Origin of the sequence: Streptomyces pilosus, from assembly GCF_014649835.1 — a bacterium.
Lineage (GTDB): Bacteria > Actinomycetota > Actinomycetes > Streptomycetales > Streptomycetaceae > Streptomyces > Streptomyces pilosus.
Map to the genome: position 1 here is coordinate 156,546 of NZ_BMTU01000015.1, position 19,267 is coordinate 175,812.

At 70.2% G+C, this 19,267-nt stretch carries 19 protein-coding genes; 12 read left to right on the top strand and 7 right to left on the bottom strand.

Features of this window, described 5'->3' with window-relative positions; translation table 11 throughout:
• The first annotated feature begins 110 nt into the window (after positions 1-110).
• The 3 genes from pstC to pstB are packed head-to-tail and all read left to right on the top strand — an operon-like array spanning position 111 to position 2,987.
• A complete protein-coding gene (gene pstC / locus IE118_RS29150; protein WP_189561073.1) occupies positions 111-1,118 on the top strand; it encodes a phosphate ABC transporter permease subunit PstC in 1,008 nt (335 codons plus the stop codon).
• The gene (gene pstA, locus IE118_RS29155; RefSeq protein WP_189561074.1) at positions 1,115-2,176 is read left to right on the top strand and encodes a phosphate ABC transporter permease PstA; all 1,062 of its coding nucleotides are present in this window, start codon (positions 1,115-1,117) and stop codon (positions 2,174-2,176) included. The genes pstC and pstA overlap by 4 nt, the downstream gene beginning before the upstream one ends.
• A 34-nt stretch (positions 2,177-2,210) precedes the next feature.
• Complete coding sequence (gene pstB, locus IE118_RS29160) at positions 2,211-2,987, top strand: phosphate ABC transporter ATP-binding protein PstB (RefSeq protein WP_189561075.1); 777 nt, start codon at positions 2,211-2,213, stop codon at positions 2,985-2,987.
• A gap of 118 nt (positions 2,988-3,105) precedes the next feature.
• Here the strand turns inward: pstB and IE118_RS29165 are convergent, their stop codons facing one another.
• Together IE118_RS29165 and IE118_RS29170 are read right to left on the bottom strand one after the other, a co-directional pair.
• Complete coding sequence (locus tag IE118_RS29165) at positions 3,106-4,104, bottom strand: inorganic phosphate transporter (protein ID WP_189561076.1); 999 nt, start codon at positions 4,102-4,104, stop codon at positions 3,106-3,108.
• 7 nt (positions 4,105-4,111) lie between these two features.
• On the bottom strand, positions 4,112-4,732 hold the full coding sequence (locus tag IE118_RS29170) for a DUF47 domain-containing protein (RefSeq protein ID WP_037930976.1): 621 nt from the start codon (positions 4,730-4,732) through the stop codon (positions 4,112-4,114).
• 239 nt (positions 4,733-4,971) lie between these two features.
• Between IE118_RS29170 and IE118_RS29175 the strand changes: the two genes are divergently transcribed.
• Complete coding sequence (locus tag IE118_RS29175; RefSeq protein ID WP_229846977.1) at positions 4,972-5,322, top strand: metal-sensitive transcriptional regulator; 351 nt, start codon at positions 4,972-4,974, stop codon at positions 5,320-5,322.
• Between the two features lie 28 nt (positions 5,323-5,350).
• On the opposite strand, the gene IE118_RS29180 is transcribed toward IE118_RS29175, so the two are convergent.
• The 4 genes from IE118_RS29180 to IE118_RS29195 all read right to left on the bottom strand — a co-directional run bounded on the left by IE118_RS29180 (position 5,351) and on the right by IE118_RS29195 (position 8,640).
• Positions 5,351-5,530 (bottom strand): hypothetical protein, encoded by a 180-nt coding sequence (locus tag IE118_RS29180; protein WP_189561077.1) that lies wholly within the window; start codon positions 5,528-5,530, stop codon positions 5,351-5,353.
• Positions 5,531-5,626: 96 nt separating this feature from the next.
• Entirely contained in the window at positions 5,627-6,478 is an 852-nt protein-coding gene (locus IE118_RS29185; protein ID WP_189561078.1) for an SCO4651 family lipoprotein, read from the bottom strand.
• 309 nt (positions 6,479-6,787) lie between these two features.
• Complete coding sequence (locus IE118_RS29190; protein WP_189561079.1) at positions 6,788-7,480, bottom strand: phosphatase PAP2 family protein; 693 nt, start codon at positions 7,478-7,480, stop codon at positions 6,788-6,790.
• 212 nt (positions 7,481-7,692) lie between these two features.
• Complete coding sequence (locus IE118_RS29195) at positions 7,693-8,640, bottom strand: C40 family peptidase (RefSeq protein WP_373298426.1); 948 nt, start codon at positions 8,638-8,640, stop codon at positions 7,693-7,695.
• A 765-nt stretch (positions 8,641-9,405) separates the two neighbouring features.
• Between IE118_RS29195 and IE118_RS29200 the strand changes: the two genes are divergently transcribed.
• From IE118_RS29200 to IE118_RS29225, 6 genes are all read left to right on the top strand, one after another.
• On the top strand, positions 9,406-9,714 hold the full coding sequence (locus IE118_RS29200) for a DUF8827 family protein (RefSeq protein ID WP_030829533.1): 309 nt from the start codon (positions 9,406-9,408) through the stop codon (positions 9,712-9,714).
• A gap of 199 nt (positions 9,715-9,913) precedes the next feature.
• A complete protein-coding gene (locus IE118_RS29205) occupies positions 9,914-10,720 on the top strand; it encodes a DUF8175 domain-containg protein (protein WP_189561080.1) in 807 nt (268 codons plus the stop codon).
• Positions 10,710-12,038 (top strand): hypothetical protein, encoded by a 1,329-nt coding sequence (locus IE118_RS29210; protein WP_189561081.1) that lies wholly within the window; start codon positions 10,710-10,712, stop codon positions 12,036-12,038. Before IE118_RS29205 ends, IE118_RS29210 begins: the two co-directional genes overlap by 11 nt.
• Positions 12,035-13,594 carry an SCO6880 family protein gene (locus tag IE118_RS29215; RefSeq protein WP_189561082.1) on the top strand — a complete coding sequence of 520 codons (1,560 nt, stop codon included), beginning with the start codon at positions 12,035-12,037 and terminating at the stop codon, positions 13,592-13,594. The genes IE118_RS29210 and IE118_RS29215 overlap by 4 nt, the downstream gene beginning before the upstream one ends.
• Before the next feature lie 13 nt (positions 13,595-13,607).
• Positions 13,608-15,017: an ATP-binding protein gene (locus IE118_RS29220; RefSeq protein WP_189561083.1), complete on the top strand. Its 1,410-nt coding sequence runs from the start codon at positions 13,608-13,610 to the stop codon at positions 15,015-15,017.
• An 11-nt stretch (positions 15,018-15,028) separates the two neighbouring features.
• Positions 15,029-16,567, top strand: coding sequence for a type VI secretion protein (locus IE118_RS29225; protein ID WP_189561084.1), 1,539 nt, complete (start codon positions 15,029-15,031; stop codon positions 16,565-16,567).
• On the opposite strand, the gene IE118_RS29230 is transcribed toward IE118_RS29225, so the two are convergent.
• Complete coding sequence (locus IE118_RS29230; RefSeq protein ID WP_189561085.1) at positions 16,556-17,137, bottom strand: GNAT family N-acetyltransferase; 582 nt, start codon at positions 17,135-17,137, stop codon at positions 16,556-16,558. The two genes, IE118_RS29225 and IE118_RS29230, sit on opposite strands and share 12 nt — an antisense overlap.
• 130 nt (positions 17,138-17,267) lie before the next feature.
• Here IE118_RS29230 and IE118_RS29235 point away from each other — a divergent pair, with 130 nt between their 5' ends.
• Entirely contained in the window at positions 17,268-18,542 is a 1,275-nt protein-coding gene (locus IE118_RS29235) for a sensor histidine kinase (protein WP_229846980.1), read from the top strand.
• Complete coding sequence (locus tag IE118_RS29240; protein WP_189561087.1) at positions 18,539-19,213, top strand: response regulator; 675 nt, start codon at positions 18,539-18,541, stop codon at positions 19,211-19,213. The genes IE118_RS29235 and IE118_RS29240 overlap by 4 nt, the downstream gene beginning before the upstream one ends.
• Positions 19,214-19,267: the final 54 nt, after the last annotated feature.

The following is a 19,267-nucleotide window of genomic DNA, read 5'->3' on the forward strand; positions in this document are numbered from 1 at the left end:
ACCACGGAGCCGGTCCGCACCGTCCGGTGCACCGCCATCAGGAGCCCCCGGACCCCGGACGGCTCCGACCGAGCCGCCGGCCCCGGCGGCTCCGCAGACCGGAGAACCCGATGGACATCACGACACAGAAACCAGCCGCACCCCCCGCCGCGCCCGGGCCGGCCGCGCCCGTGGACAAGCGCGCCGCCCGCGGGGCCACCCGCCCCGGTGACCGGATCTTCCTCGGGCTCTCCCGCGGGTCCGGCATCTTCGTCCTGGTCCTCATGGCCGCCATCGCGGCCTTCCTGACCTACCGCGCCTCCATAGCCATCAGCGAGAACGAGGCGAACTTCTTCACCTCGTTCGACTGGAACCCCAGCGGCATCCCGCCGGAGTTCGGCATCGCCGTCCTGGCGTTCGGCACCGTCGTGTCGTCGATCATCGCCATGGTCATCGCGGTCCCGGTCTCGGTGGGCATCGCCCTGTTCATCACCCACTACGCGCCCCGCCGCCTCGGCGGCCTCATCGCGTACGTGATCGATCTGCTCGCCGCCGTTCCCTCCATCGTCTACGGCCTGTGGGGCGCCCTCTTCCTCGTCCCGCACCTGGAGGGCCTCTACGGCTGGCTGGACGACTACCTCGGCTGGACCGGGATCTTCGAGTGGAACGACGGCGCCCCGCGCTCGCTGTTCACCGTCGGCATCCTGCTCGCCATCATGATCCTGCCGATCATCACCAACGTGAGCCGCGAGGTCTTCCGGCAGGTTCCGCGGATGCACGAGGAGGCGGCCCTGGCGCTCGGCGCGACGCGCTGGGAGGTCATCCGCATGTCGGTGCTGCCCTTCGGCCGCTCCGGTGTCATCTCCGCCTCGATGCTGGGCCTCGGCCGCGCGCTCGGCGAGACGATGGCCGTGGCCATGGTGCTCTCCTCCAGCTTCGACATCAACGCCAGCCTGCTCGACACCGGCGGCGGCACCTTCGCCCAGAACATCGCCAGCAAGTTCAACGAGGCCACCGAGATGGGCCGGGACGCCCTGATCGCCTCCGGTCTCGTCCTGTTCGTCATCACGCTGCTGGTCAACGGCGCGGCCCGGCTGATCATCGCCCGCCGCAAGGAGTACTCGGGGGCCAACGCATGAGCCACGCAACCCTCACCCCGAAGCCGAGTTCGCTGCGCGGCGCGACGCTGCCGAAGTGGTTCGGCTGGGCGGTCGCCGCGGGCTCGGTCGTCCTGGGCCTCGGCATCAGCACCGCGGCCGGCCTGGACAGCGACATCCAGTGGGCGCTCATCGCGGCCGTGCTCTTCGTCGTCGGCTCGTACGCGGTCTCGGCGAAGGTCGAGGGCCGCCGTCAGGCCAAGGACCGCACCGCGACCAGCCTGGTGTGGGTCGCCTTCCTGATGGCCCTCGTCCCGCTGATCTCCCTCATCTGGGAGACGGTCAAGCGCGGCGTGAAGGTCCTCGACGGCTACTTCCTCACCCACTCGATGGGCGTGGTCGCCGACACCGAGCCGGGCGGCGGCATCTACCACGCCATCGTCGGCACCCTGGAGCAGGTCGGCCTCGCCACCCTGATCTCCGTGCCGATCGGTGTGCTCACCGCCATCTACCTCGTCGAGTACGGCCGCGGCCGGCTCGCCAAGGCCGTCACCTTCTTCGTCGACGTCATGACGGGCATCCCGTCCATCGTCGCCGGTCTGTTCGTCCTCAGTGTGTGGATCCTGATGCTGGACATGGGCCCGTCCGGCTTCGCCGGCTCGATGGCCCTGTCCATCCTGATGATCCCGGTGGTCGTCCGCTCCACGGAGGAGATGCTCAAGCTCGTCCCGAACGAGCTGCGCGAGGCGTCCCTCGCCCTCGGCGTGCCGAAGTGGCGCACCATCCTGAAGGTGGTCCTGCCGACCTCCATCGGCGGCATCACCACCGGCGTGATGCTCGCGATCGCCCGCATCACCGGTGAGACCGCCCCCGTCCTGCTGCTGGTCTGGGTCACGAACTTCATCAACACCAACCCGTTCCAGGACCCGCAGGCGTCGCTGCCGATGTACATCTACCTCCAGTACGCCAACAGCGGCGGCTCCGGCGCGGCCTACGACCGTGCCTGGGCGGCGGCCCTGACGCTGATCGCGTTCATCATGATCCTCAACCTGGTGGCCCGCGGCATCGCCCGCTGGAAGGCCCCGAAGACCGGTCGCTGAGGCCTCCCCCGAACCGAAAGAAGAAGTGATACCCATGGCCAAGCGCATCGACGTCAGCGGTCTCAACGCCTACTACGGCTCCTTCCTCGCCATCGAGGACATCTCGATGACCGTGGAGCCCCGCTCCGTGACGGCCTTCATCGGCCCCTCCGGCTGCGGCAAGTCCACCTTCCTGCGCACCCTCAACCGCATGCACGAGGTGACCCCCGGCGGCCGGGTCGACGGCAAGGTCATGCTCGACGACGAGAACTTGTACGGCGCCGGCATCGACCCGGTGGCCGTGCGGCGCGAGGTCGGCATGGTCTTCCAGCGCCCGAACCCCTTCCCCACCATGTCGGTGTACGACAACGTGGCGGCGGGCCTGCGGCTGAACGGCAAGTACAAGAAGTCCGAGCTGGACGACGTCGTGGAGAAGTCGCTGCGCGGCGCCAACCTCTGGAACGAGGTGAAGGACCGCCTCAACAAGCCCGGCTCGGGCCTCTCCGGCGGTCAGCAGCAGCGGCTGTGCATCGCCCGCGCCATCGCCGTCGAGCCGAACGTGCTGCTGATGGACGAGCCCTGCTCCGCCCTGGACCCGATCTCCACCCTCGCCATCGAGGACCTGATCGGTGAGCTGAAGGAGCAGTTCACGATCGTCATCGTGACACACAACATGCAGCAGGCGGCCCGCGTCTCCGACCGCACCGCGTTCTTCAACCTCGCGGCGGTCGGCCAGCCCGGCAAGCTGATCGAGATCGACGACACGGAGCGCATCTTCTCCAACCCGTCGGTGCAGGCCACGGAGGACTACATCTCCGGCCGCTTCGGCTGACAGTCCCCTCGCGGTGCTGCATGGCGGTGCCACCGCGAGGCAAAGGGCCCGCCCCCCGAGGGGGGCGGGCCCTTCCACGTCTCTCGCTCTCCGCGGGCAGTCAGCCGGGGCGGCCCCGCTACAGGAACACCAGGTACACGACCCCGTAGGACAACGCGGCGACCGCCCCCGCCGCAGGCATGGTGATGAACCAGCCGAGAACGATGTTCTTGGCCACCCCCCACCGCACGGCGTTGACCCGCTTCGTCGCCCCCACCCCCATGATCGCCGAAGTGATCACATGCGTGGTGGAGATCGGCGCGTGGAACAGGAACGCCGACCCGAACATGATCGACGCACCCGTCGTCTCCGCCGCGAACCCCTGCGGCGGATCCAGCTCGATGATCTTCCGCCCCAGCGTCCGCATGATGCGCCAGCCACCCGCGTACGTGCCGGCGGACAGCATCACCGCGCAAGCGATCTTCACCCACACCGGGATCGGATCGCCGTAGTCCTCGACATCCGCGATGACCAGCGCCATCACCACGATGCCCATCGTCTTCTGCGCGTCCTGCAGACCGTGCCCGAGCGCCATACCCGCCGCGGACACCGTCTGCGCGATACGGAAGCCCCGCTTCGCCTTGTGCGGGTTCGCCCGCCGGAAGATCCACATGATCGCGGTCATCACCAGGTAACCGGCGAGCAGTCCCACGACCGGCGACACGAACATCGGAATGACGATCTTGTCGAGCACTCCGCTCCAGTACACCGTCGTGCCACCGGCGAGCGCCGCGCCCACCATGCCGCCGAACAGCGCGTGGGAGGAGGACGAGGGCAGCCCGAAGTACCAGGTGATGAGGTTCCAGACGATCGCCCCGACCAGCGCGGCGAAGAGGATCCCCATCCCGGTGGACCCCTCGGGTGTCTGGATCACCCCCTCGCTGACGGTCTTGGCGACCCCCGACCCCATGAAGGCGCCGGCGAGGTTCATCACGGCCGCCATCGCGAGCGCGACCCGAGGTGTCAGCGCGCGCGTGGAGACGGACGTGGCGATCGCGTTCGCCGAGTCGTGGAATCCGTTCGTGTACGTGAAGAAGAGCGCGACCCCGATGGTCACGACCAGTGCGAAGGTGTCCATGAAGAGCTCAGGACTCCTTGACGGCGATGGTCTCCACCGTGTTCGCCACGTGCTCGAAGGCGTCCGCCGCCTCCTCCAGTACGTCCACGATCTGCTTGAGCTTCAGCACCTCGATGGCGTCGTACTTGCCGTTGAAGAGGTGGGCCAGCAGCTTGCGGTGGATCTGGTCGGCCTGGTTCTCCAGACGGTTGACCTCGATCCAGTACTCGGTGAGGTTCTCCATGGTGCGCAGGTGCGGCATGGCCTCCGCGGTGAGCTCCGCGGCCCGCGCCAGCACCTCGATCTGCTGCTCGACGCCTTTCGGCAGTTCCTCGACGTTGTAGAGGACGACGAGGTCGACGGCCTCCTCCATGAAGTCCATGATGTCGTCGAGGGACGACGCGAGGGCGTAGATGTCCTCGCGGTCGAAGGGCGTGATGAACGAGGAGTTCAACTGGTGGAAGATCGCGTGTGTGGCGTCGTCACCGGCGTGTTCCGCGGCCCGCATACGCTCTGCGATCTCGGCCCGGGCGGAGGTGTCCGCCCCGAGCAGTTCCATCAGGAGCTTGGAGCCCGTGACGATGTTGTCCGCGGACGCGGCAAACATGTCGTAGAAGCTCGTCTCCCTGGGGGTCAGACGAAAGCGCACGTGGGGTCCTCGGTATGCATCGGTTTCGGTCAGGCTGATGCTAGGCGCATCATCCGGCCACGTGTAACGGGCCGCCCTCCAGTGTCGCCCATCAGGCACAGTGATGAGCACGGGGGCGGTCCGAGGCCCGTACCCGGCCGCAGCGCTTGTCATTGGCCATCAGGCCTATACCCAGCAAAGTTCGGTACCATATACCCACCAGGGGTATATCTCGGCCATCATCATTTCAGGAGGACGCGATGACGACCACTGAAACCGGCGCGGACGCGGCCTCCACTCCCGGGATCGTGACCGATCACGACCGGGGCATTCACGGCTATCACGAGCAGAAGCAGGAACACCTGAAGCGGCTGCGCCGTATCGAGGGCCAGATCCGCGGGCTCCAGCGCATGGTCGACGAGGACGTCTACTGCATCGACATACTCACCCAGGTGTCCGCCTCCACCAAGGCCCTGCAGTCGTTCGCGCTGCAGCTGCTGGAGGAGCACCTGCGCCACTGCGTCGCGGACGCGGCCGTCAAGGGCGGGGACGAGATCGACGCGAAGGTCAAGGAGGCCACTCAGGCCATCGCCCGCATGCTGCGGACCTGACCCCGTCCTCAGCGGTCCTCAGCCGTCGTCAGCCGTCGCCCGGCTCGGTGCGGGTCTCGCCGACCCGCAGCACCTGGTCGATGCTCTCCAGGCTGAGCCGGTCCTCGGCGGCGGAGGCGGCGATGATCAGCTCCCCGCACAGTTCGATCTCGGCGAGCGCCACGTGGTCCTGCACCGTCACGCCCCCGAGCGGAGCCACGCGCCTCACCTCTTCTCCGTCGTCACCGACTTCCTAGGGTAGGCAGCGCCCTACGCACCGCGCATGGCACGGAAGGGCTAGTTCCCGCCGGTCACTCCGGGCCGTTCACTGCTCGGCGATCCGGCCGGCGTAGATGTCACCGGCTTCCGGGAGGCGTACGTCGGCGGGGACCCCGAAGTCGTACAGCAGGGTCGTCGAGGCGACGGCGACGGGCTCGGCCCGGCGGCCGTTGACGAAGCTGAACCGGTGCCGGACCTTGCGGATCCGCCCCTGGTCGTCGAGGTACACGTCGAACGGCACCCGCGCGGTGGCGAACCCTTTCGCCGCCGCGCCCAGCGGGCTCCGGTTGGCCGGCGAGGCCACCCGCGAGGCTTCCTCCAGATCGGCGGTCCCCCGGAAGTGGCGCACCTTCGTCCCGGCGACCTCGGTCCGCCCGACGAACGTCAGGGACCGCGTGCCGCGCAGCACCTCGGCGGCGGTGAACGGGTCGGTGGCGCCGCCGGTGACGAGGTTCCCGTCGGACAGGGTCCCGGTGTCCACCCTCACCCACTTGTCGGCGGGCACTCCGGCTCCCCGGTTCTTCATGAACAGGGCCCCGGGGGCGAGCAGCTCGGTGATCGGCCGCCGCACGGTGTCGCCGGCCGGGTCCTGCGGCAGCAGCACTTTCAGCCGGCCGAGCCGGTTGCGGTAGTCGTAGACCCCCTCGCCCCTGATGGTGACCCGGGTACCGCCGGTCGCCATCTCCAGCGAGGTGCGCGCCTTGGAGCTGCCCGCCGCGACGAGCGCGTCCGCCGCCTCCCGCACGACCTTCGCCGCCGCCGGGCCGCCGGTCGGGCCGCCGGTGGCGGCCCCGCTGCTGCCGCACCCCGCGAGGGCACCGAGCGCCAGGCACCCGGCGGCTCCGAGAGCGACGGCGGAACCACCGGTCCACCGGCGCCGCGGTGCTCGTCCTGCCATGGCCGCCTACCCCCGCTCCGTCCGACACGGGCCGTCTTTCCCCCGGTTAACGACCGGTGGTCGAGGCCGTCACGCGCACACATCCGGAGCGGTACGGTGGTCAGGTGGAAGAGCAGGACGTCGCGGCAACCGTTGAGGAACACCGGACAACCACCTCGGAGCGGGGGCCCTTCTGCGTCGCCTCCTGCACCTGCGGCTGGCGCGGCCCCGCGAGAAGAGCGAGGAGCCTGGCCCGCACGGACGCCAGGAACCACACCCCCGAGTGACCGCGAGCCGTCCCCCGGCCCATGGGCGGGCCCGGGCGCCGGCTCAGGCCGCCAGGTCGCGCCGCCCGGGCTCGGAGGGCCGGTTCTCCTCCTGGGTCGTCCGGGCCACGGGCCCGCGTGCCTTGATCAGCCATCCGCCGCGCGGCGACCGCTCGATCGCCCGCATCAGCGGCGTCAGCAGGGCCATGGCGAGCGGCGAGAGCAGCAGCGCGACGGCCGTGCCGAGCGCGAGTCCGCCCACGACGTCCGTCGGGTAGTGCACACCCATGTAGACGCGGATGAACCCGCCGATCAGTCCGAGCACCAGGGCGAAGATCCCGAGCCGCCGGTTGGCCAGGAACAGTCCCACCGCCAGGGCCATGCAGAGCGTCGCGTGGTCGCTGACGAACGAGTAGTCGGTCTTGCCGGCCACCAGGACCTCGAGTCCCTCGTGGTCGTTGAAGGGTCTGGGCCGCTCGACGAACCCGCGTATCGGCACGTTCACCAGGACCGCGACGCCCGCCGCGAGCGGGGCCCACACCAGGGCCGCCACGGTGGCGGCCGCGTCCTCGCCGCCCCGCCGTCTGACGCCCCACCAGCACCACGTCAGCATCCCCAGCAGGGCGAACAGGATGCCGAACTCGCCCACGAACTCCATCACGTGGTCGAACCACGGCGGCGCGTCCTTGGCGAGGCCGTTGATGTCATAGAGCAGGTCGACGTCGGGGTTCGACCCGGAATCGGCGAGTCCAGCCATGGTGCTGCGGCCCCTTCGTCCATATCTCCCGGCGTGCGGTGCGCACGCCGTCCAAACCACCCCCGTGGTCCGTAGACCCGCTCATCGGCTCGGCTACGACAACAGGAACGCACGACCCCCGCTGATACGTTCCACGCTCCACCGAATGATCACGCAGACGTTATCGAAGAGAGATGCATCTCCGCAGCTCAGGGGGAGGGTCAACGCGGCGCTCACACCGTTGTGGGGAGTGCTTTCGCGCCATCTTCGGTGACACGGGTGGCACCAAAGTAGTCAGGAGTGTCGATCGGGTCGAATCGGATCACGGCACCCGTCCTGGGTGCGTCGATCATGTACCCGCCGCCGACATAAATGCCCACATGCCGGATGGCCCGTGAATTGGTGAGGTCGTCCGAGAAGAACACCAGATCACCGGGGAGCAGTTCGTCCCGCTCGGGATGCGGACCCGCGTTGTACTGGTCGTTCGCCACGCGCGGCAGCGTGATCCCCACACTCTCGTACGCCGCCTTCGTCAGCCCCGAGCAGTCGAAACGTCCTCCCTGCTCAGGAGTGCCGTTCCCGCCCCAGAGGTAGAGCGTGCCGAGCTTCTTCTGCGCGTAGGCGATGGCGCCGGCGGCCTGCTTCGAGGGGTCGACCCGTCCGACCGGCGCGGCGAAGCTCTGCTCCAGCGCCCGGATGCGCTTCACGTAGTTCTGGGTCTCCTTGTACGGCGGCACGCCCCCGTACTTGATGACCGCGTACGCCCCCGCGTTGTACGAGGCGAGCATGTTTTCGGTCAGATCCCCGCCGACGTCCTTCACGTAGCCGGCGAGGGCGCAGTCGTACGTCGCCGCGGAGGGAATCGCGTCCTTCGGGTCCCACACGTCCCGGTCCCCGTCACCGTCACCGTCGATGCCGTGCGTGGCCCAGGTGCCGGGGATGAACTGGGCGATGCCCTGCGCCGCCGCGTGGCTCTGCGCCTTCGGGTTGAAGCCGCTCTCCTGGTAGAGCTGGGCGGCGAGCAGGGCCGGGTTGATGGCGGGGCAGAGGTTGCCCCACGTCGCGACGAGCTGCTGGTACGCCGCCGGCACGCTGCCCTTGGCGAGCGTCTTGGCCGCCCCGCCGCCCACGCCGTTCACGACGTTCCCGGCGATCACGTACACCCCGACGACCAGCAGCATCACGAAGGCGAGCACGGAGCTGACGGCGAGGGTCGCTCCGACCCAGACCTTACGCACCGTCAACCACCCCTCACCGTCCGGCAGTCCACCGCCGCCCGACAGTGTAAGGGCGTCAGGTGTCCGGCGGGGTGATCCCGTACGACGAAATGCACGGTCAGCCGCACTCCGCCCACAGCACCTTTCCGCCCGAAGCCCCCTCGGGCCCCCGAACAGCGACGCGCCCGTTCCGCTGGACATGAGCGAGCGGGAGCACATCGCCGTGCGAGTGCTCACCTTCGAGCCGGGGTCCTGCCCGGCTCGGGTCAGTCCTTCCACTACTCCACCGGCCCCGTCCCGCCGCTCGGCACCGTCCATCTCGACCAATCCCACGGCCCCGCCTTCCTCGACTCCGAGGCCCAACTGGCGAAGTACCGACCGCCCCCGCTCGGACGCCTTCGTACGAGGAGTCCGGGCCGGTGAGTTCGATCACTTCGTGGCCCAGAACCCTGCGCACAGTCACCCGAACACCTGTCAGAAATCCCGGTGACCAGCCTCGTTGCCCGGCGTGACACACCGTGATACACAGAGTGACGATACGACTCTTCACTCTCCGGAACGCGCCCCTGCCGGGGTCCGGCGCGCGCCGGTGGCAAGCTATTCCTACGAAACCCGCCAACTGATGACGCCAAGTCGACATACGAAGGCGCCATCGTCGGTGACAATGAGGCCTGAACTCTGCACTCCCGCAGAGGAAGCGGAACTACCCATACCAGGGCGGTGACTTACATGTTCTTCGCGGCCGACGAGGGAGACATCAACACCATCATCGGCGGGATCGCTCCCGACTGGGGCCCCTTCGGCAGCCTGGGCAACGAGGCCAAGATCATGATCGAAGTGGTCATGGCGGTCGCCATCCTCATCTGCCTGGGCATCGCCATCTGGGGCGCGGCCAAACAGCGCATCGGTGCCACCGCGCTGCGGGACACCTTCAGCGCCGAACAGGGCAAGGGCCTCATCATCGCGGGGCTCACGGGCGTCTTCATCATCGGCTCGCTCGGCACCCTGTTCACCATCGTGTACGGCATGGCCGTCTAGCCCCGCGCCACCGCTCCCGACCGGGCACGCCCGGCCCCCTCCCATCCCACCCGCCCGTCGTGCCCACCGGCTGAGGTTGCGTTTCCCTGATGTCCAGTCACCACACCGCACCCGAACGGGAGCCGGCCCGGCTACCGTCGTACGTGGAGTACACGGAGTACGAGGTGTTTCCGCACGACGCTGAGGGGGCGTACGCGGCATGAGTCTCGGAGACGACACCGGTCAGACCCGCACCCGCCTGCCCGAAGGGGGCGGCGACCCGTACGGCGGGCCGCGCAGAGGCGCCCGTTCGTCCTCGCGCAGCCTCGTCACCGTCGTCGGCGTGGTGGTCGTCCTGATCGCCGCGATCGCCTTCGCGAACCGTGGAGGAGACGATTCCGCAGCGGAGGAGGGCGGCTCCGCCGACTCCCCCAAAGCGGCGGCGACGGCCCCTTCGGGCAAGATGCCGGTGGACGCAAAGACGGCAGGCATCCCCTCCGGCTTCGCCCACGACCGCCAGGGCGCGGAGAGCGCGGCGGCGAACTACGCGGTGGCACTCGGCTCCGACGGCATGTTCCGCCCGGACCGCCGGCGCGAGATCGTGCAGGCCCTGGCGGACTCCCGTTCCGTCGACAGCCTTCAGTCCGGCTTCGACGCGGACTACTCCGCCGACTTCCTCAAGTCCCTCGGGCTCGACGCGAACGGCAAGGCCCCCGACGGCAGCACGTTCGTCAACCGCACGGTCCCCGCAGGAACCAAGGTCACGGCCTACAGCGACAACGCGGCGACCGTCGAGGTCTGGTGCCATGGCCTCTTCGGGCTGGCCGGAGAGAAGTCGACCAACCCCGTCACCAGCAGTTGGTTCACGGTGACCATGAAGCTCAACTGGAGCGGTGACGACTGGAAGGTCTCCGAGACCAGCCAGAAGACCGGCCCCACGCCCGTCCCCGGAGACAATCCCGTCTCCGGAGCCGATGAGATCAGCAAGGCGGTCCAGGAGTTCGGAGGCCTCACCTATGCCCGGTAGCCGACACCGCGTCTTCAAGCTCACCGGCCTTGTCGCCGCCGTTCAAGCGACCGCCGTCCTGCTGGCCACGCGGGCCGCCGCAGACCCTTCGCCCTCCCCGACGCCGACGCCGACGGAGAGCGACAACCCCTGTGCGCTGATCGCCGGCCCCGCCAAGGAGTACTGCGAACGTGGACAAGCGGGTGAGAACGGCGAGGGTGCCACCACCCTCGACGACCCCTCCGCCACCCTCGATCCCCTCGCCTCCCTCGCCCAGGGCTGCGCCGACGCCGCCTCCTGGACCATCAAGCAGCTCAGCGGCGCCGTCGAGGACACCGCGAACGTCGACTTCACCAACGACACGTTCCTCCAGCAGTACGCCGTCGTCTTCGCCGCGTCGACGATCCTCACGCTCCTCCTGTGGCTGCTCGCGGTCGCCAAGCGCGCGGTGCGGGGCGTGCCCCTCACCACCGCGATCTCCGAGGCGATCGGCTTCCTCTGGCTGACCGTCCTCGCCTCCGCGTTCACCCCGCTGATCCTCTACACCGTCGTCTCGGCCACCGACAGCATCACCGACGTGCTCGCCAAGGCGACCGGCGACCAGACGGACACCTTCTTCGGCACGTTCGCCGGCGCGCTCGAGAAGGGCGACGACATCGGCGGCGGCCCGATCATGCTGATCGTCGTCTCCCTCGTCTCCATCCTCGCCGCCGGCATCCTCTGGCTGGAGCTCGTCATCCGCGCGGCCCTGCTCTACGTCGGCGCCCTCCTCGGCACCGTCGTCTACGCGGGCCTGGTCGACAAGAACCTGTGGGGCCACGTACGCCGCTGGGCGGGCATCATGATCGCGGTGATCCTCGTGAAACCCGTCATCGTGATCGTCCTCGGCCTCGCCGGGGCGCTCTCCGCCGAGGAGGGCCCCGACGCCTTCTCCGCCGTGGTCTCCGGCCTGGCGATCATCCTGCTCGCCATCTTCGCCTCCGCGATGATCTACCGCTTCGTCCCCGGCTTCGGCGACGAGATCGCCGGCTCCCGCAACAACCGCCTCATGCAGGGCGCCGAGGGCAAGGCCGCCGCCGTCATCAGCTCCCCGGCGACCCTGGTCGCCCAGGGCATCAAGACCCACAGCACCCGGGCCGACAGCGGCGGCGGAGCCCAGTCCTCCGGCGCCCGCTCCTCCAACCCCGCCTCCGGCGGGGTCGCCGCGCACAGCTCGCGCACCCCCGGCAGCGGCGGCACCGCCGCCCCCGCGCCCCGCTCGAGCAGCCCGGTGAACACCCCCCACGCCAGCAGCACCCGCAACAGCAGCAACAACCGCACGGGAGGTGAAGGGCGTTGACGACCGAGTCCCATCTGTCCCATCCGGTCACGCCCCGCCGTACGTATCTGATCGGCCGCGCCCGGCCGAACGCGATCGTCGGCCGCAATCGCGAGACCGGTGAGATCGCGCTGATCGTCGTGGGCGCGTTCCTCGGCATGATGTGCGGGCTGCTCGTCCCCGTCCTGAGCGTGCGGATCGTGCTCCTCGCCGGCCTGCCGATGATCGCCCTCGCCGCGGTCTACGTGCCCTACAAGGGCCGCACCTTCTACAAGTGGTTCGAGATCAACCGCAGCTACAAACGCACCGTGCGCCGCGGCACCACCTACCGCTCCGGCGTCGTCGAGGCGGGCACCCGCCTCGACGGGCGCGAGGTGGAGGTCGGGCCGCCGCCCGGGATCGGGCGCATCACCTGGCTCGCCGCCCCGTTCGGACCGGACGAGATCGCCGTGCTGCTCCACGCGGACCGCAAGACCGTCACCGCCGCCATCGAGATCGAGGGCCCCGGCGTCGGCCTGCGCGACTCCGAGGACCAGGAAGCCCTCGTCGACCGCTTCGGCACGCTGCTCAAGCATGTCGCCAACGGCGACGGCTTCGTCACCCGCATCCAGATGCTGGCCCGCACCCTGCCCGCCGACCCCGACGCGCACGCCAAGGACGTCTCCCTGCGCGGCGACGACAAGTCACCGCCGTGGCTCCAGCAGTCCTACGAGCAGCTCCAGTCGATGGTGTCGACCAGCAGCGAACAGCACCGCGCCTATCTGGTCGCCTGCATGCACTACACCCGCGAGCTGGCCTCCGAGGCCAACACGATGGCCCGCGCCATGCGCAGCCAGGGCGGCGGCAAGGTCGACCGTGACGCCGGCCTCGCCGTCGTCATGGCCCGCGAGCTGACCGACATCTGCTCCCGGCTCCAGGAGGCCGACATCCGCGTACGGCAGCCGCTCGGCCAGAGCCGCCTGTCCTCGCTGATCCACTCCATGTACGACCCGGACCACCCGATCGACCACATCCAGGCGATGACGCAGCGCAACGCCTGGCCGGCCGAGCTGGACGCCATGGAGCCCACCTACCTCCAGGCCAAGACCCGCGAGTCCGCCACCCGCGCCCCCTGGTGCCACGCCACGGCCTGGGTCAAGGAGTGGCCGATGACGCCGGTGGGCGTCAACTTCCTCGCCCCCCTGCTCGTCCACACCCCGGACGTGATCCGCACGGTCGCCGTCACCATGGACCTCGAACCCACCGAGGTCGCCATCGAACGGATGCTGACCGAGAAGACCAACGACGTGGCGGAGGCCTCCCGCGCCGCCAAGATGAACCGCACGGTCGACCCGCGCGACCTGGCCGCGCACAGCAGGCTCGACCAGCGCGGCGAGGACCTCGCCAGCGGCGCCGCGGGCGTCAACCTGGTCGGCTACATCACCGTCTCCTCCCGCACACCCGAGGCCCTGGCCCGCGACAAGCGGACCATACGGGCATCGGCCGGAAAGTCGTACCTCAAGCTGGAGTGGTGCGACCGCGAGCACCACCGCGCGTTCGTGAACACACTCCCGTTCGCCACCGGCATTCGAAGGTAGGGGCTGAGTCCTGATGCGGGATCCGCTGTCCGTCGTCACCGACGCCTTCACGTCCTTCCTGTTCGGGAAGGTCGAGACGACGCGGCTGCCGGTGCGCACGTCCACGGGCCAGGCGCAGGCGGTGTACCTGCCGACCGCCGCGCCCGGACTCGGCGACTCCGGCGTCATCATCGGCCGCGAGGTCTACTCCGGCAAGGGCTACATCTACGACCCGTTCCAGCTCTACGGCCAGCAGCTGCCCGCACCGCACTGGCTGGTCCTCGGCGAGTCCGGCAACGGCAAGTCGGCGCTGGAGAAGACGTACGTGCTGCGCCAGCTGCGCTTCCGCGACCGCCAGGTCGTCGTCCTGGACGCACAGGGCGAGGACGGTGTCGGCGAGTGGAACCTCGTCGCCCGCGAGATGGGCATAACCCCCATCCGCCTCGACCCGATGGCCGCCCTGGACCACGGCATCCGGCTCAACCCCCTCGACCCGTCGATCACCACCACCGGGCAGCTCGCGCTGCTCCGGACGATCATCGAGGTCGCGATGGGCCACGGCCTGGACGAGCGGTCCGGCTTCGCCCTCAAGGTCGCGCACGCCTACGTCAACGAGACGATCGTCGAACGCCAGCCGGTCCTCTCCGACATCGTCGAGCGCCTGCGCCACCCCGAACCGGAGTCCGCGGAGGCGATGAACGTCGCCATAGACGACGTACGCGCCTGGGGCCTGGACGTCGCCCTGGTCCTGGACCGGCTCGTCGACGGTGACCTGCGCGGCATGTTCGACGGCCCGACGACCGTCGGCATCGACCTCGACGCGCCCCTCATCGTCTTCGACCTGTCCCACATCGACCGCAACTCCATCGCCATGCCGATCCTCATGGCGATCGTCGGCGTCTGGCTCGAGCACACCTGGATCCGCCCCGACCGGAAGAAGCGCATCTTCCTGGTCGAGGAGGCCTGGCACATCATCAACAGCCCGTTCGTGGCGCAGCTGTTCCAGCGCCTGCTGAAGTTCGGGCGGCGCCTCGGCCTGTCGTTCGTCGCGGTCGTCCACCACCTGTCCGACGTGGTGGACGGCGCGGCCGCCAAGGAGGCGGCGGCCATCCTCAAGATGGCGTCGACCCGGACCATCTACGCCCAGAAGGCCGACGAGGCGCGGGCCACCGGCCGGGTCCTCGGCCTGCCCCGATGGGCGGTGGAGATCATCCCGACCCTCACCCCCGGCATCGCGGTCTGGGACGTCAACGGCAACGTCCAGGTGGTCAAGCACCTGGTCACCGAGTCGGAACGCCCGCTGGTCTTCACCGACCGCGCGATGACCGAGTCCTCCGCCGACTACAACGACGACGCGCTGCGCGCCGCCGAGCTGGAGGCGGAGGAGCGGGCGGCGGCCTTCGTGGAGCAGCACGTCGGCGACTCCGAATCGACGGTGGCGTAAGGGGAACACGCGTGAGACCGGACGATCACCGCGGGCCCGGCCGGGGCACGGGCGGCCAGGGCGGCATCCCCGACGGGCTGCTGCTCGGCATCCTCGCCTTCCTCCTCGGCCTGACCACGATGGTGTGGACGGCCACCGGACTGGCGGGCCTCTTCGCCCACGGCCGCTGGCCGTCCGGCATCACCTTCACCCGCACCCCGGTGGCCGTCCGCCACCTCGTCGCCGACCCGCAGGACCTGCCCGCCGCCTGGCCGGACGCCCCACCCGCCGACCTCTCCGGACACGGCCTCTTCTGGGGCCTGTTCATCGGCCAGCTGATGATTCTGACCGTCCTGACGGTGTTCGCCGTGGGCACCGTGGCCCGCTGGAGAGCCGTACGGGCCCGCCGCCGCGCGGACCGGGCGACCGGAGCACGGGAGCGGCACCCGGAACCCGTACGGGAACCACAGCCCGACCCGACGCCGACACCGGCACAGGCACAGGCACCGGCCCCGGAGCCGAAGCAGCAGCACGAGGTGCCGGTCCCGAGAATTCCCGAGCAGCCGACACCGGTGCCCGGACCGCCCGCCGCCCCCCGGACGTCCGACGGTGGACGGACCCTCGGCTGGGACACCCCCCGCACCGAGGCCGCGGGCCTGCACTACGGGCCCCCGGCCACCCGGCACACCACCGCCGCCCAGGCCGTACGGGACGCGGAGGGCCCCGCCCTCGTCCTCACGTCCAACCCGGCCCTGTGGCACGACACCAAGGACGCCCGCGCCAAGCTCGGCCCCACCCACCTCTACGACCCGACCCACCTCTGCGACACCCCGGCCCGCCTCCACTGGTCCCCCACCGCCGGCTGCGAGGACAAGCAGACGGCCACCACCCGCGCCGCGGCACTCCTCGCCCCCGTCCGGCCCACCTCCCGGCTCGACCAGGCGGTCAGCGACACCGCGGAGACCCTGCTCCGCAGCTACGTCCACGCGGCCGCCATAGACGGCCGTACCGTCCGCCACGTCCACCGCTGGGCGCAGGGCCTCCAGGTCCACGACGCCGTGCGCATCCTGCGCACCCACCCCAAGGCCGCCCCCGGCTCCGCCGGCGAACTCGAAGCGGCCCTGACCGCGCACCCCGACCGCCGCGACATGGCACAGCAGCTGACCACCCGCGCCCTGGCCGCCCTCTCCACCCTCCATGTCCGCGAAGCGTGCACTCCTCACCGAAATGATGCCCTCGCCTTGGATTCCTTCATCGACGAAGGGGGCACGCTTTATGTTGTGGGCGAATCCATCGAGGATCCCCGCACCAGTCCGGGCGCGATGCCTTTGCTGACGGCGCTCACCTCATACGTGGTCGAGCACGGCCGGCGCATGGCCGAACGGTCATCCTCCGGTCGGCTCGACCCACCACTCACCCTCGTCCTGGACGACGTGGCGGCCGTGGCCCCGTTCCCCCAGCTCCCCGGCCTCCTCGCCACCGGCACGGACCGGGGCATGCCGACGCTGGCCCTGCTCCGCTCCCGCGAGCAGGCCCGTGCCCGCTGGCCGCACGACGAGCTACCGGTCTGACCCGGGCCGCCCGGCGACCATCTCCAGCTCGCGCTCGTCCGGCTTGTCCGCCAACGGCACGGTGACCCCGCTCTCCACGAACCCCACCTTGCGGTAGAAGCCCAGCGCCCGCGCGTTCTCCGCGTGCACGACGAGCCGCACCCGCTCCACGCCGCGCCCCCACGCCCACTCCAGCGCCGCGTCGAACAGCGCCCCGGTCAGCCCGCTCCCCCGGTGCCCGGGCGCCACGTACACGCCCACCAGGTGCCCCTGCCGTCGCTCGACGGGCATCCCCGCCCAGTCCGTGGTTCCGGCCTCCTCGATGAGCACGGCGACCGTGCCCACCCAGCGCCCGTCCTCCGTCTCGGCGACGAACTGCCGTGCCCCGCCGGACTCCTCGGCCCCGTTCGCCGCGCGCTCCCGCCAGTACGAGTCCGGCCGGTCCACGGCCTTCTCGTAGGTGTCCAGGAAGGCGAGATCGGCGACCGGATCCCGCAGCGCGGTGAGCCGCAGCTCCTTCACGGCGGGCCACTCGTCCGCCCGCACCGGCCGGATCACACAGTCCCCGAAGGTCACGACGCCTGTCCTCATGGCCGCCACGGTAGTACCGGGGTACTACGCCCCTCACCCCGATTACGGCCCCGGCCCGACGCGCACCGCTCCCCCCGCGCACGATGATCGACCCATGACTCGGCTCCGACCGGCGGACGAACCCACCACCATGGACCCCGTGACGAACGAACAGGAGGCGGCGCCGTCGACGGGCGTTCGCACGACGGAGCCGCTCACCCAGCACGTGCAACGCGCCAACGAGTGGATCCGGGACTTCGACCGGCGCCATCCGCTGCTGTGGGACACCGTCTTCACCGGCTTCTGGACGACGGCCGCGCTCATCGACTGGACCGGGGGCGGCTGGCGCAACGTCACCCACAACCCGGACACCCCCGGCCCGCTCCTCCTGGTCCTGAGCCTCGGCCTGTCCGTCCCCCTCCTGTGGCGCCGCACCCACCCCGGGACCGTCATGGCCGCGATGGCCCCGTTCGCCGTCGTCAACGCCTGGTCGGGCGCCACCCTCCAGGCGGCCCTGCTCCAGCTGGTCGTCATCTACCACATGGCCCTGCGCCGCCCCCTGCGCGACCTGTGGTGGGCGACGGCCCTGATGCTCACCCCAGTGACGGTGTCCACGGCCCGCTACGGCGAGGGCCAGTGGAGCCAGCAGATCGGCTCGTACGTGACGTCCGTCGGCGTGGCCGTCCTCATCGGCGTCACCATCCGCACCCGCGAGAACTACACCGAGGCCCTGGAGGACCGTGCCCGCCGTCTGGAGACCGAACGCGACCAGCAGGCCCGCATCGCGACCGCCGCCGAACGCGCCCGGATCGCCCGCGAGATGCACGACATCATCGGTCACCACCTGTCCGTCATCACGGGACTGGCCGACGGCGGCCGGTACGCGGCCACCCGGTCCCCGGACCGCGCCGCGCAGGCCCTGGACGCCATCGGCACCACGAGCCGTCAGGCACTGGGCGAACTGCGCCGCCTGCTCGACGTCCTCCGCGACGACGACACCGCCCTCCCCGCGGAGCGGAACCCGCAGCCCGGCCTCACCGACCTGGACCGTCTCGTCGACGGCGTCCGCGCCGCGGGCCTGCCCGTCCGGCTCATCACCGAGGGCCGGCCGTCCGCTCTGCCCCCCGGCCGCGAGCTCACCGTCTACCGGGTCGTCCAGGAGGCCCTCACCAACACCCTCAAGCACGCCGGCCCCGACGCCACCGCGGAGATCACCCTGGTTCACGGTGACGGCGGCGCCGTCACGGTCACCGTCACCGACACGGGCCGGGGCACCCCGCTCCCCTCCCCGACCGACGGCCGCGGCCTCCCCGGAATGCGGGAACGAACGGCCCTGTACGACGGCACCCTTGAGGCAGGCCCGCGCCCCGCCCCCGCACGGGGCTGGCGCGTCCATCTGCACCTACCGGAGGAAGCACCGCAGTGACCACCGTCCTCATCGCCGACGACCAGCCCTTGCAGCGCTTCGGCTTCCGCATGCTGCTGGAGAGCCAGGACGACCTCACCGTCCTGGGCGAGGCGTCGAACGGCGGCGAAGCCGTCCGCATGACGGCCGAACTCCACCCGGACGTCGTGCTGATGGACATCCGCATGCCCGGCACGGACGGCATCGAGGCCACCCGCCGCATCGTCGCCTCCGGCGACCGGACCCGTGTCCTCATCCTCACCACGTTCGACCTGGACGAGTACGCCCACGCGGGTCTGCGCGCGGGTGCCTCGGGGTTCCTCATCAAGGACGCCCAGCCGGAGGAACTCCTGTCCGGCATCCGCTCGGTGGCGACCGGGGACGCGGTCGTCGCCCCCAGCCTGACCCGCCGTCTCCTGGACGCCTACGCCCACCGTCTCCCGGCCGGCAGCGCCACCGCGGGCGCCGCCCGGGACGAGGATCCCCGCCTGTCCACGCTCACGGAGCGGGAACGCGAGATCCTCACGGTCATCGGGAAGGGCTGGACGAACACCGAGATCGCCGGCCGGCTTCACCTGGCGGAGTCCACGGTGAAGACCCACGTGGGCCGCATACTCGCGAAGACGGGTTCCCGCGACAGAATCCAGGCGGTGATCCTGGCCTACGACACGAAATTGGTGGAGCCGTCCTGAAATGCAGAAAGCCCCGTGCCGAAGGGCACGGGGCTTTCTCAACAATTGTTCGGC